This is a genomic window from Lutibacter sp. (assembly GCF_016342705.1).
Lineage (GTDB): Bacteria > Bacteroidota > Bacteroidia > Flavobacteriales > Flavobacteriaceae > Lutibacter.
In genome coordinates this window covers 60100-73030 of sequence record NZ_JAEINV010000015.1, presented here as the reverse complement: position 1 = coordinate 73030, position 12931 = coordinate 60100, and the positions used below count along the sequence as shown (strand labels likewise).

The 12931-nt window shown below is 27.6% G+C and carries 12 protein-coding genes; 2 read left to right on the top strand and 10 right to left on the bottom strand.

The genetic code is table 11. The features are described from left to right. Nucleotides 1-85: 85 nt before the first annotated feature. On the bottom strand, nucleotides 86-796 hold the full coding sequence (locus JEY78_RS13160) for an OmpA family protein (protein ID WP_291852197.1): 711 nt from the start codon (nucleotides 794-796) through the stop codon (nucleotides 86-88). Beyond that, entirely contained in the window at nucleotides 796-1275 is a 480-nt protein-coding gene (locus tag JEY78_RS13155) for a lipocalin family protein (RefSeq protein WP_291852194.1), read from the bottom strand. Before JEY78_RS13155 ends, JEY78_RS13160 begins: the two co-directional genes overlap by 1 nt. A 164-nt stretch (nucleotides 1276-1439) precedes the next feature. On the opposite strand from JEY78_RS13155, the gene JEY78_RS13150 reads away from it, so the two are divergent. Beyond that, complete coding sequence (locus tag JEY78_RS13150) at nucleotides 1440-2132, top strand: pseudouridine synthase (protein WP_291852192.1); 693 nt, start codon at nucleotides 1440-1442, stop codon at nucleotides 2130-2132. A gap of 398 nt (nucleotides 2133-2530) precedes the next feature. Here JEY78_RS13150 and JEY78_RS13145 read toward each other — a convergent pair whose 3' ends face one another. The 7 genes from JEY78_RS13145 to JEY78_RS13115 all read right to left on the bottom strand — a co-directional run bounded on the left by JEY78_RS13145 (nucleotide 2531) and on the right by JEY78_RS13115 (nucleotide 9666). Then, nucleotides 2531-2977: a hypothetical protein gene (locus JEY78_RS13145; RefSeq protein WP_291852190.1), complete on the bottom strand. Its 447-nt coding sequence runs from the start codon at nucleotides 2975-2977 to the stop codon at nucleotides 2531-2533. A gap of 72 nt (nucleotides 2978-3049) precedes the next feature. Continuing rightward, nucleotides 3050-3493 carry an Hsp20/alpha crystallin family protein gene (locus JEY78_RS13140; RefSeq protein WP_291852187.1) on the bottom strand — a complete coding sequence of 148 codons (444 nt, stop codon included), beginning with the start codon at nucleotides 3491-3493 and terminating at the stop codon, nucleotides 3050-3052. A gap of 109 nt (nucleotides 3494-3602) precedes the next feature. After that, nucleotides 3603-4661 (bottom strand): response regulator, encoded by a 1059-nt coding sequence (locus JEY78_RS13135; protein ID WP_291852184.1) that lies wholly within the window; start codon nucleotides 4659-4661, stop codon nucleotides 3603-3605. Then, nucleotides 4658-5824, bottom strand: coding sequence for a PAS domain-containing sensor histidine kinase (locus JEY78_RS13130; RefSeq protein WP_291852181.1), 1167 nt, complete (start codon nucleotides 5822-5824; stop codon nucleotides 4658-4660). The genes JEY78_RS13135 and JEY78_RS13130 overlap by 4 nt, the downstream gene beginning before the upstream one ends. Before the next feature lie 77 nt (nucleotides 5825-5901). Next, nucleotides 5902-7905 carry a dehydrogenase E1 component subunit alpha/beta gene (locus JEY78_RS13125; protein WP_291852178.1) on the bottom strand — a complete coding sequence of 668 codons (2004 nt, stop codon included), beginning with the start codon at nucleotides 7903-7905 and terminating at the stop codon, nucleotides 5902-5904. Nucleotides 7906-8005: 100 nt separating this feature from the next. Then, nucleotides 8006-8485, bottom strand: coding sequence for an AsnC family transcriptional regulator (locus JEY78_RS13120; protein WP_090222918.1), 480 nt, complete (start codon nucleotides 8483-8485; stop codon nucleotides 8006-8008). Nucleotides 8486-8553: 68 nt separating this feature from the next. Further along, nucleotides 8554-9666, bottom strand: a complete 1113-nt coding sequence (locus JEY78_RS13115) for a M14 family zinc carboxypeptidase (protein WP_291852173.1) — start codon at nucleotides 9664-9666, stop codon at nucleotides 8554-8556. A 313-nt stretch (nucleotides 9667-9979) separates the two neighbouring features. On the opposite strand from JEY78_RS13115, the gene JEY78_RS13110 reads away from it, so the two are divergent. Then, nucleotides 9980-10384: a helix-turn-helix transcriptional regulator gene (locus tag JEY78_RS13110; RefSeq protein WP_291852170.1), complete on the top strand. Its 405-nt coding sequence runs from the start codon at nucleotides 9980-9982 to the stop codon at nucleotides 10382-10384. A 52-nt stretch (nucleotides 10385-10436) separates the two neighbouring features. On the opposite strand, the gene JEY78_RS13105 is transcribed toward JEY78_RS13110, so the two are convergent. Next, on the bottom strand, nucleotides 10437-12875 hold the full coding sequence (locus JEY78_RS13105; RefSeq protein WP_291852167.1) for a M1 family metallopeptidase: 2439 nt from the start codon (nucleotides 12873-12875) through the stop codon (nucleotides 10437-10439). Between the last annotated feature and the right edge of the window lie 56 nt (nucleotides 12876-12931).

Sequence of the window (12931 nt, the reverse complement as noted above, 5' to 3'; positions counted from 1 at the left end):
AAAAAACCTGTGAAGATATCTTCACAGGTTTTCATTATTTTTTTTAATAATCGTCAACCTATTTTAGGACGACTCAATTTTTATATTAATTTTCTCCACTTTCTTTTTTAGCATCATCCTTCATTTTATCATTTGGAATAATTGCTAAATTTACTCTTCTGTTTTTAGCTCTTCCTTCAGGTGTTGTATTGTCTGCAACTGGTTGTTCTTCACCAAACCAGTTGGTTGTAAAACGATTAGCACCTAAACCTTTAGATGTAAAAAAGTTTGTTACAGATTCTGCTCTGTTTTTTGAAAGCGTCATATTATAAGCATCAGCACCAGAACTATCTGTATGTCCAACAACTAACACATTTGTATCTGGATATTCTTTTAAAATATTTGCTAATTTGGTTAATAACGTATTAGATGCTGCATTAATATTATATTTATTAGTTTCAAAAAACACACCACTATTTTCATCAAAAGTTACAACAATACCATCATCAATTCTTTCAACAGTTGCTCCAGGAATTTCTTCTTCAATTTGTTGTGCTTGTTTGTCCATTTTTTTACCAATAAGTACACCTGCAGTTCCACCTACAACACCACCAATTACTGCTCCTAATTCGCCTCCACTACCCTTTTTCCCTGTATTATTGCCAATAATTGCACCTAATATTGCACCACCAGCGGCACCAATTACGCCTCCTTTTTGAGCACTATTTGCATTTTGTGTTGCACTACAAGCTCCTAAATTTATAAGTACAGTTAAAGATAATATGCTTATTGCGATTTTTTTAATTAAAGTTTTCATTATTCTATAGTTTTAGTAAAGTTCATATTAATTTTAAAAGGTTTTCCGTTCACGTTTAAGGTTTGCACCCAAGTCATAGAGCCTTCTGATAATTCAGCTAATTGAAGTCTAAACCCTTTATTGTCTTCAGATTTATTTTTTTCGTTGGTTGGTTTTAGTAAAAAATCATACAAACCTGTTTCCGGATCAACTTCCTGAATAGTAAAAACAAAATTGCGTTCTCCTGGAAAGCAATCTCCTTTTTCTATAGTATAAATTCCTGTATTATTGTTTGGAATAAATTGCCATGCACTTCCTTCAAAACATTCTTTTGAAGCATCATTTAATAAAGAAATTGCATACGTTCCTGTTTGATTATAAGTAACGGAATTTAAAGTCCATTCTCCTTTAATCACTTTTTTTGAAGTTCTGACTGTTTTGCTAGTTCCGCAAGAAATAACAGAAACTAACAACAAAACTACTACTATTAATTTTTTCATAATTACTGTGTTTTTAATTTTTTTATCTGTGTTTAAGAAGTTACAACACAAGATCAAATGTATAAATAAAATTGGTTTAAGATGTTAAAATATTCTTACTTTTTTCAGGTAATAATTTGATTGAAATTGTAAATAAACCCAATATTTACGGGTATATTTGAAACATGAAAATTGATATTCTATTTGAAGATACTTATATTATTGTAATTAACAAGCCCAACAATGTTTTAATTCATAACTCATATTATGCCAGAAACATAAAGGAAGATACATTATTAGATTTACTTGAAAAACAATTGAATAAACCATTTTATCCTGTGCATAGGTTGGATAGAAAAACTTCTGGAGTTTTAGTTTTGGCTAAACAAAAAGAAAATGTTGCTATTTTTCAAGATTTATTTAACTCTAATGAAATTAAAAAAATTTATTTAGGAATTGTAAGAGGTTTTTTAACAAAAACTATGATTATAAACTCACCTGTTAAAAATGCTGATACTAAAGTATATAAGGATGCTGAAACTTTTTGTGAACCTTTAGATACTGCTATATGCAACGTCGCTGTTCATCCTTATGAGAATTCTAGGTATAGCTTGGTAAAATTAACTCCTTCAACCGGAAGAATGCATCAATTAAGAATTCATATGAATAAAATAAGTCACCCAATTATTGGAGATTATAAATATGGTGACAGGTTTCATAATAGAATGTTTGAAACAGAGTTTTCATGTGCTAATCTTTTTTTACACGCTAAATCATTGCAATTTAAACATCCTATTACCTCCGTTGATATTGAAATAAGTACAGAATTACCGAAAGATTGGAAGGTGATTTTTGAAAAATTTAATTGGAAAATATAAAAATTAAAACCGCTTTTAAATTTAAACTTTTAAATTAACTCATTTAACGTATATAGCTTAAATTGATCTATTTAGTTTTTTAATTGTCACGACCACAACGTAATACTAAATTTTACAATTTTATTAAAAAAATTAATTCTAAGAATAAATTTAAAAACGGAAAACATTTAATTTTTAAAAACCGTTTTCAAATTTATGTTCTACATATTTTACTACTTCAAAATTTTACATTTTCAATTAATACTAACCAAATAAATCTCACCCCAATAATTAACTTGACTTACAAATTGCTTATTTAATATTCCGTTTCTCTTCTGTTTAGATAAAAGAATATTAAATTGTGTAAAATTTCAAAGAACTAAAATTTGAAAACGGTTGAATTTTCAAATTTACTTACATTATTTTGGAAGTAATTTTTGAGACTTCTCCTTTTTCATGATGTGTAATACTAATTTAAATACTTCTTCCTTTATGTATCTAAAGTTTTGAATATAATTATTAACTTCTAATTTTAATTCTTGTTGTTTTTTTCTAAAATCATCTTCTTTTTTCAGATAAATATTTTCCATTAGCAGTGCTAAATTCATTTTATGATCTTGAATGTCTAACAATAATTTTGCACCTAGCTTATTTTCATGTTCAATACCATTTAAAAAAAGTTTAGCGGTTTTAAAATTTTCCATTTCGCATAAACTAATAATATGTTCTGACATCATTTCTTTCAAAAAGTCTTGTTCAATATTTATAAACTCAATTTCTGAAATCCATTTATTTGTTTTAGCATGTAATACCTCTATACCGTCTTTTAAAAACGGTTCTTTTTGTTTAGGAATAATAGTTTTCATATTTTTTTGGTAGATTTAAGGTTTTAAAGAACCCAAGAAATTTGAAAATTTCCTGGGCTCAATAAAAGAAGACTAATTTATTTCAATCACTTTTTTGCGTTCTTCATTTTTTAAAACATCCAATTTTTCTAAATGAATTTTTAAAACACCATTTTCATACTTAGCATCAATCTTCTTTTTAAAATCAATTACTTTTGGTAATGTAAATGAGCGTTGAAATGAATTGTAATAAAACTCTTTACGTGAATAATCTTTTTCTTTTTCTTCTTTTAAATTTTTGTTTTCAGCAGAAATTGTTAAAATTTCATCTGTAATGGTTACTTCAAAATCTTTTTTTGAAAAACCTGGTGCAGCTACTTCAATCTCGAAGTCATTCTTGTTTTCCTTTACATTAATTGCTGGAATCCAGTTATCTTTTAAAACTAAATCCTCGTTAAAGTAGCGATCTGTATCCAATATTTCAGGAAACATAGAATCAAACATAGGAAAACGTCGGTTAAATTTTATTAATGACATAATAAAAACATTTAGTTAACTTTTACAACAGTAAAATTAAGCTACAATTGCAAAAACAGCAATGACAGCAATCAATAGTATTATTGATTGTTGTCAATTTTTAAATTAACTATTGTACTTTTTGAAGTGATTTTTTATCTAAAATAACAATAGTTTTTGAAGTGAAATTAATAAGCTTTTCAGCTTTAAAATCGTGTAATGTTCTTGCTAAAGTTTCTTTGGCAATACCTATTAAATCGGCCAAATTACTTCTGCTAATGGCTATTTCATTTTTAGAATTTACAGGGAATTCTTTATGTAAAATAAGTAAAACTTCTGCTGTTTTTTTTCTCACAGAACCATATGCTAGCAAAATCATTTTATCTTTATAGCTAACAGTTTTATCAATTAAAAACTCTATGAATTGATGCAATACATGATGATTGTTATTTATAATTGCAGCAACTTCATCTTTATTTATTTTATACAATTGAGTATTTGAAATGGCCTCTGAATATTCTGCGTGAGGTTGGTGTTTTACAAATGAGGCATACCCAAAATATTCGTTATCACTATAAATACCAGTAATAAACTCTTTACCTAATTCATTAATTTTAAAAGTTTTAACATATCCTTTTTTAATGAAAAATATATGATTACTTTGATTGCCTTGGCAATAAATAGTTTCGCCTGTTTTGTACTTAAATATTGGTTTTTGATTTAAAAACTGATCAAAATCTTTAATATTTATGGAAGATTGAAATTTTGTTGTGTTCAATAAAGAAATGTTATTGTTGCCCTTAACTTTGCTTTCAAACGCTTCTACCCTTTTTAATCTAGTTTCAACGGCTCTTAATAATTCAGATTCTTCAAATGGCTTATTTATATAATCATCTGCACCAAGTTCCATTCCTTTTCTTAAATCTTGATGATGTGTTTTTGCCGTTAAAAAAATAAAAGGAATTTGATCTAGTTCAGGCATTTTGGATACAATTTGCAACACCCCATACCCATCAAGCTCTGGCATTAAAATATCACATATAATTATATCTGGCAAAAATGTTTTAGCTAATAAAACTCCCACTTTACCATTTTCTGCAGTTTTAACTTTATAATTGGCAAGCTCTAAAATTTCAGAAGTATTTTCTCTTACAATTTTATCATCTTCAATTAGCAAAACTTTCTTCATAATAACTTTAATTTTGGTAATTGAACTTTAAAAATTGTACCGTTATTTTCAACACTTTCAAATGAAATTGTTCCATTTAAATTTTGAATATAACCTTTCACAATATTCAATCCAATACCAGTTCCCGGATAATATAAAGCGTTTTTAGCTCTAAAAAATCGGTTAAATATTAGGTTTTGCTCATTTACGGGAATTCCAATTCCTTGATCTTCAACACTAAAATAGATATTCTTTTTATTGCTAGTAATATCTACTTTTATTATCCCATTTTCATTTGAATATTTTATAGCATTGTTGAGCAAATTTGTTAGAATTATGGTAATAATTTTATAGTCATGATAAATTTCACCTTCATCATTAGTATTATTAAAAATTAATTGTTGATTATTCTTTAATAATGGCTTGCTGTTTTTGTAGATCTCATTAATTAAGTTTGTTAATTTAAATTTTGTACTATTCAAATTAATTTCACCAGATTCAATATTTTCAAGAGTTAGCAAATCATCTAACATATTATTTAGGTGATTTATTACAGATTTTATTTTGCTTAAATGTTCATTACGCTTTTCTATATTATTCAAATCAGCATATTTTGCCATCAACTCTGTTGAACTTAAAATAGCACTTAAAGGTGTTTTAAATTCATGTGATGCTAATGCAATAAACTTAGTTTTTAAAAAATTAAGTTCTTTTTCTTTACTCAAAGATTTTTTTAATTTTTCAATTAAATTTTCTAATTCAATATTCCGTAATTTAACTTCCTCTTCTAATTGATAATTTAAAGATTTTATTTTTTTCTCCCTTTTTTTTCTTAAAGTTATATCTGTTAGTAATAATTTAAAATATGGCATTCCTTCATATTCAATTTTACCAAAACTAACTTCAACAGGAAATTCCTGACCATTTTTTTTTATACCAATTAGTTCAATAAGAGATTTGAACTTTTGTTTTTCAGAATTTTGGATGAAATTTTTTAAAACACCACAGTTTTTAAAAAGTTTACAAGCTTTAAATTTTCTTAATTCCTCCGAAGAATATTCAAATAGTAATGAAATTGGAATATTTGACAATATAATATCCCTTGAGTCATTAAAAACTAAAATTCCTGCTTGCATTGAATCAAAGCATACTTTATAAAATCCAATTTTTTCCTTTAATTCCATATCTTTAGCAATTAATGTTAAAGTTAGAATTTATGAAAAAGGAATTGTATGATAAAAGTCAAGATCCTTAAAATACTTTAATAATTAAGTAAATTAAGTATTTCTTGATACAATCTATTTTTAGGTAAATAATTGTTTTCCAAATTTTTAGTAAATGGTATTGGAGTTTCTATACTTCCAACGCGTTTTACAGGAGCGTCTAAAAATTTAAAACAATTCTCAGTAATTATAGCCGAAATATCCGAGGCAATTCCACCAAAAAGTGTGTCTTCTTGTAAAACTAATACTTTCCCAGTTTTTTTACTTGAAGTTATAATAGTTTCAACATCTAATGGCTGCAATGTTCTTAAATCAATTATTTCCGCGTCAAACTGGTGTTTTTCAACTTCTTCAATAGCCCAATGTACACCAGCACCATAGGTAATAATTGTAAATTCTTTTCCTTCTTTAATTAAAGATGCTTTACCTAAAGGAAGCGTGTAGTAATCTTCTGGAACATCTTGATATATAGATCTATACAAAGCTTTATGTTCAAAAAACAATACTGGATTTGTATCTTCTATAGCGGTTGCTAATAATCCTTTTGCATCATAAGGAAATGCGGGATAAACCACCTTTAATCCAGGAGTTTTAGTAAACCAAGCCTCATTTGTTTGGCTGTGAAATGGACCTGCTCCAACTCCAGCACCGCAAGGCATACGCAAAACAACATCAGAATTTTGTCCCCACCTGTAAAATGATTTGGCTAATAAATTTACAACAGGGTTAAATCCTGTAGCTACAAAATCTGAAAACTGTAATTCAACAACCGTTTTAATTCCGTTAATTGAAAGTCCAAACGCAGCTTCAATAATTGATGACTCACAAATAGGTGTATTTCTAATTCTGTCTTTACCAAACTGTGCTACAAAACCATCAGTTATTTTAAAAACACCTCCATATTCAGCAATGTCTTGCCCCATAATAATTAAATTATTATAGCGCTCCATACTTTGTCTTAACCCTTGAGATATAGCATCTATAAGTCGAATATTTGAAGTTTTAGCTGAGGGTAGATATTCCTTAAATTGAAACTTTTTGTACACATCATTCAGTTCATTTTCAATAGAAGACTCTAAAGGAGTTTCGTCAAAAGCAAGTTGTAAATTTTTATTTATTTCAAAAAGAATTTCCTCTTTTATAGACACTTCCAATTCATCCGTAAGAATATTTTTTTTCTTTAAAAAGTGTTGGTAATTATCAATAGGATCTCTTTGTGCCCAATGCTCAATTAATTCGTTTGGAACATATTTAGTACCACTTGCCTCTTCATGTCCTCGCATTCTGAAGGTTTTAAATTCAATTAAAATTGGTCGTGGATTTTTACGAACACTTTCAGCAATATCAGTAACTTTTGAAAACACTTCTAAAATATTATTACCATCAATAATATAACTTTCCATTCCAAATCCAATTCCTTTATCGGCTATATTTTCACACTTAAACTGCTCATTAGTAGGTGTTGATAAACCATATCCATTGTTTTCAATACAAAATAATACGGGTAAGCTCCAAACAGAAGCTACATTTAAAGCTTCATGAAAATCACCTTCGCTAGTTCCTCCTTCGCCGGAAAATACTGCACAAACTTTTGGTTGTTTTTTTAAAACATCTGCCAATGATATACCATTTGCAATCCCTAATTGAGGGCCCAAATGAGAAATCATTCCAATTATTTTATAATCTTGTGTTCCAAAATGAAAAGAACGATCTCTACCTTTTGTAAATCCACTTTTTTTGCCTTGCCATTGCGAAAAAAGTCTATTTAAAGGAACTTTTCTTTCAGTAAAAACACCTAAATTTCTGTGCATTGGTAAAATATACTCGTCAAAACTCAAGGCTTTTGTTACACCAACTGCAATTGCTTCTTGCCCAATACCTGAAAACCACTTAGAAATTTTTCCTTGTCTTAATAGAATGAGCATTTTTTCTTCAATTAAACGAGGTTTTAGCATAGATTTATATAAATCTATTAATTCTGAATTTGAATAATTACCTTGTGAATACACTAATTTATTCACAGAATTTAATGGAGTTCTCATTATATTATATATTGATATATCAAATTTACACTATTGTTACAAAAAAAAATACCTTATCATTAAAAATGATAAGGTATTTTTACAAGTGCTATTATTATTTTTAAAGCTCTCTAAAAATTGAGTGCATTAAACGTGTTTTATCATTAATACTTTCTTCTAAAGAAATCATAGTTTCTGTTCTAGAAACTCCGTCAATATCATCTATTTCAAAAATAATTTCTTTTGCATGTGTAGTATCTCTTGCTCTAATTTTACAGAAAACATTAAATTTTCCTGCAGTAATATATGCAACAGTAATGTTAGGAATCTTTTTTAAATCGTTTACAACTTGCATTGTTTTAGAAGTTTTATCTAAATAAATACCAACGTGAGATATAAATGAATATCCCATTTTCTCATAATCTAAAGTAAGCGTTGAACCTTTAATGATCCCTTCATCTTCCATTTTTTTTACTCTCACATGGATAGTCCCTGCAGAAACAACTAAACTTTTTGCGATATCCGTAAAAGGTGTTCTTGCATTTTCAATAAGAATATCTAAAATTTGATGATCAATCTCATCTAACATAAATTTTTTCATACTACGTATTGTTAAATATAAAATATTTAGCAAATTTATTAAAAAAATCGGATAATTACATAAAATATTTACGAATTTGACAATTTTAATTCGTTAAAATTTAATTTTTCTGCATTTACAACGTTATCGCTATAGTATTTAGATAAGTCTCCAATTTGTTCAATTGCCTCGTATCTCACTAATTTTCCGTTAATTACTTTAAATTTAAATTGTATTCCTACGTCTGTTTTTTTTGTTTCATTATTTTCAATAACTTCTATGTTTTTATAAATTATATCTAAAAACATTTTATCATTATTAGGGATTTCAAAATAAGGTTTGTAGGTTTCAAACGATTTAGAAGCCCCTATAAAATATAATCCTTGTACTAGCGCATAGAAATTAAATTTCCTTGTAATTTCTCTATCATAATCATTTTTATAGTGTCCAGCTTCTATAAGTATGGTATTATAACCTAATTTTTGAAAATTATCACCAGTTGCAGTTGGGTAAAACTCGTCGGTATATCGTCCAATATGCCCAGGAATGTATTTTTGCAGTAGGTTATTCATAGCTACAATAACGCTCATGGTCTCTTTTCTCCCTTTAGTTAATGTGCGCTCTAAATCTTCTGAAGGTGCCAAAAAAGAGATGGTAGCTGGGTTTGATGTTCCTTCTACATTAAAAATAGAACGTTGATCATGTAAATTAAAACAAAACTGCGGCTTAAATTCATCTAAATGATGTCTTAATAACTTACTTTCAATAGCTGTTTTATCTACGGCATCTCTATTTAAATCTATATTATTGGCGTTTTCTCGTGTAAATTTAATAGCTCCATCAGGATTTAAAAGTAAAATAAACTGAAGTGTACAATTGTTTAGAATTGTATTTACAACTTCTTCAAGATCAAAAGAGGGGTTTTCAAATAGTTTAAATAAATCAAATAAAGCTTTGGTTCCTGTACTTTCATTTCCATGCATTTGAGACCATGAAAGTATTTTAGTTGTTCCAGTACCAATAGATATTTTATAAATAGGAATCTTATTTTCTGAATATCCAATTTGTTCTTTTTTAAATTTTGAAGATAGTTTATTAATTAACGGATCTATATCGGTAAAAAGAATTTGTCTGCCTAATAACTTCGATTCAAAATTATTAAGATACCAAGTTTCTAAATGTTGTTTATGTATTAAAATCATTTCATTTATTTAAGTTTACAAATGTAACTAATCGGGAGTTTACATTTGTAAATGAGTAAATCAAAAGATGATTTCACAATTGTAACTGAGTTTTTAAGATATATTTAAAGAATAATTCTCCTATAAAATTGAGCTATAAGCATAATTTATCAATAAAACATAATATATTTATATTTAAGGTTTTAAAGATGCTTAAATAAAGTATTAATTGCATTATTACAGGGCTATGTAATTAAATGTTTTGAAGTAAATTTGCGTATTAATTCACAATGAGCTACATTTGTAATCAATTAATAATTTACAATTGTAAAATATGATTAACGTTGAGAAATTTGCTGAAAGATTAAATATTATTATGAATTATTATGAAATATCAGCAGCGTTATTTGCCGAAAAAATAGATGTTCAGCGTTCTAGTATTTCTCATATTCTTTCTGGAAGGAATAAACCTAGTTTAGATTTTGTGTTAAAAATATTAAAAGAATTTCCAGATGTAGAATTGTATTGGCTATTAAATGGTACTGGGAATTTTCCAAAATCAGAAGTAAAAAAAGCGAACCCTACTCCATCATTATTTACAGAAGAAAACCTAGAGTTAAAAAAAACTACTGAGGTTTTAAATGAACAAGTTATTCCTGTTGATATACAAAATAATGAAATTGATAGAATAGTTATTTTTTTTAAGGATGGTACTTTTAAAAACTATAAACAGCAATAAAAAAAGACTTCTGAAAGTATCAGAAGCCTTTTTTTATTAAGTAGTTAAATTATTACTCTATAAGTTTTGAAATACCTGTTTTTATAATAAGCATTAGTTCATCTTTATTTTTATTTGATGATAATAACTGCTTTTGAACCATTTGGTTGAGCATATTTACAGACATTTTATCGAAATTATACTTTTTATACTGATTTCCAAGTTTTACAAAATCATTTGTTAAATTGCTAATAGCTTCTTTGTTATCACTTTCAGCAATCCATTTAAATGCTCCTCCATACAATTGTTGTATTTTTGGATCTTCAGACAAAAACATTCCTTTTAAAACATGATTTGCTATAAATGGCAAGTTTTCTTTGTTATTTTCATTTATATAGATAGTTGTAACCGCATCTGCTAAGCTTTCTTTAACATCATTATTTAACGTATTTACCTTATTAATAGCACTCGCTTTATCAATTAAATAAAGAGATGTTAGGGACGCTCCTGTAATGGCATACGAAGGATTTTCCATTCCTCTTTCAAAAAGTGGTTTATAAATTGGATCTAATAATTTTCCTAATACCTTTATTGCAGCAGCTTGTACAATGGTGCTTTTATCTTTTTGTGCTAGGTTTTCAATTTTTATTATAGCATCTTTCTTATTATACTTTTGAAATAAATCTATATTTTCTAATGCTATTTTTCTAATTTCAAAATAAGGATCATTAAATGCTTTTATAACTGTTTCATAGGCTTCTTTAGAGTTTTGTTGCTTTACAATTTCTTCTAAAGCCAATCTTCTATCTAAATAATGTTTTGCATTGTTAAATTGAAATATGTAATTTTCTAATGTTTTTTTATCTGAAATTTCAGCTAATAATACATGTTTAGCATCAATATTTATTAACTTAGGTAACTTATTAAATGTAAAAGTAAATGAATTCTGTTCACTATCTACCCAAACATTATAGGAATTTTTAATACCTGAATCTTCATAAACATCAATTGTTATAGGAAATTTAAACACTTTACCTGGTTGGTTAATATTTACAGTTACTTTATTATTTATGGTATTATAATCGTACGTAACATTCATTTTAATGTGACCATTTCCAAAATACCATTGGTTAAAAAACCAATTTAAATCTTTCCCACTCACTTTTTCCAAAGCTAAACGAAGATCGTGTGCTTCAGCAGTTCCATATTTGTGTTCTGTTAAATATAAATTGATTCCTTGATAAAAAGCTTCATCTCCTAAAATATCTCGTAACATATGTAGAATTGCGTTTCCTTTTTGGTAGCTAACGGTATCAAACATATCTTCTCTGTCATGATAATAAAAACGGACTAAATTTTTATCTTCACTTTCACTTTGTAAATATGTTTGTACATCTTCATACATATGAGCATCGGCCTTATCTTTTCCATATTTATGCGCAAACCATAAATAAACACTGTAGGTTGCAAACGATTCATTTACAGTTAAGTTAGCCCAGCTTTCGGTAGTTACTAAATCGCCAAACCAATGATGAAATAATTCGTGGGCAATAGTTCCTTCCCATTCATTATCATCAATTAATTGTCCTTTTTTTTGTTGTGCATCTTCTGCATGAACTACAGTTGTTGTATTTTCCATAGCGCCGCTCACAAAATCTCTAACGACAATTTGACTGTATTTATCCCAAGGATATTGGATACCTGTAATATCTGAGAAAAAAGTAATCATTTCTGGAGTATTTCCAAAAATATCTTTAGCTACATTTTCATATTCCTTTTCAACATAATAATCAACATTTATATTTTTCCAAGTGTCTTTTACAACACTAAACTCACCAACTCCCATAAAAAATAAATACGGTGCGTGCTTCTGATCCATTTTCCAATAATCTGTGCGGGTTCCGTTTGTATTATTGGTCTGACTTTTTAATGTTCCGTTAGACAGTGTTACATATTTACTAGGAACTGTCATATAAATTTCTTGTGAAGATTTTTGGTTTGGAGAATCTATTGTTGGGAACCAACAGCTGCTTGATTCTGTTTCTCCCTGAGTCCAAATTTGCGTTGGTTTATTAGGATCTTCTTCTTTTGGATCTATAAAATACAATCCTTTTGCATCCGTAATACTTTTGCTTCCTTTTTGCGTTATTTCTTCAGGTTTCGCAATATATTTTACGTATACTTCGTATTGTTCACCTTTTTTAAAAACCTTCCCTAATTCAATAGTAATTTCATCATCAGAATAATTAAATCCAGCCTTTACATTATTTACTTTAACTTCTTTAATTTCAAATGATTTAGCATCTAAAACCACTTTGTCTGTTGAGTAAAAATGAGGCTCTAAAGTTATCCAAGCTTCACCATTCATTTGGTTTTTTTGAAAGTTGAAATCTACTTTTAATTTGGTATGTACTAAATTGTTAATCTTTTCTCTTTCAGCCTGATATATTTTATTTTGAGCAGTTACTTGAAGCGTAATTAATAAAATTAAAGCAATTACTATTTTTTTCATGGGATACATTTAAATTTAAAGGTTCAAAAATACTATTTTAATTGAGCTGAGCCGTT

Excerpts from the sequence above, each read along its gene's own strand:
- JEY78_RS13160 (WP_291852197.1), bottom strand. The coding sequence starts at position 796 with ATGAAAACTTTAATTAAAAAAATCGCAATAAGCATATTATCTTTAACT.
- JEY78_RS13155 (WP_291852194.1), bottom strand. The coding sequence starts at position 1,275 with ATGAAAAAATTAATAGTAGTAGTTTTGTTGTTAGTTTCTGTTATTTCT.
- JEY78_RS13150 (WP_291852192.1), top strand. The coding sequence starts at position 1,440 with ATGAAAATTGATATTCTATTTGAAGATACTTATATTATTGTAATTAAC.
- JEY78_RS13145 (WP_291852190.1), bottom strand. The coding sequence starts at position 2,977 with ATGAAAACTATTATTCCTAAACAAAAAGAACCGTTTTTAAAAGACGGT.
- JEY78_RS13140 (WP_291852187.1), bottom strand. The coding sequence starts at position 3,493 with ATGTCATTAATAAAATTTAACCGACGTTTTCCTATGTTTGATTCTATG.
- JEY78_RS13135 (WP_291852184.1), bottom strand. The coding sequence starts at position 4,661 with ATGAAGAAAGTTTTGCTAATTGAAGATGATAAAATTGTAAGAGAAAAT.
- JEY78_RS13130 (WP_291852181.1), bottom strand. The coding sequence starts at position 5,824 with ATGGAATTAAAGGAAAAAATTGGATTTTATAAAGTATGCTTTGATTCA.
- JEY78_RS13125 (WP_291852178.1), bottom strand. The coding sequence starts at position 7,905 with ATGAGAACTCCATTAAATTCTGTGAATAAATTAGTGTATTCACAAGGT.
- JEY78_RS13120 (WP_090222918.1), bottom strand. The coding sequence starts at position 8,485 with ATGAAAAAATTTATGTTAGATGAGATTGATCATCAAATTTTAGATATT.
- JEY78_RS13115 (WP_291852173.1), bottom strand. The coding sequence starts at position 9,666 with ATGATTTTAATACATAAACAACATTTAGAAACTTGGTATCTTAATAAT.
- JEY78_RS13110 (WP_291852170.1), top strand. The coding sequence starts at position 9,980 with ATGATTAACGTTGAGAAATTTGCTGAAAGATTAAATATTATTATGAAT.
- JEY78_RS13105 (WP_291852167.1), bottom strand. The coding sequence starts at position 12,875 with ATGAAAAAAATAGTAATTGCTTTAATTTTATTAATTACGCTTCAAGTA.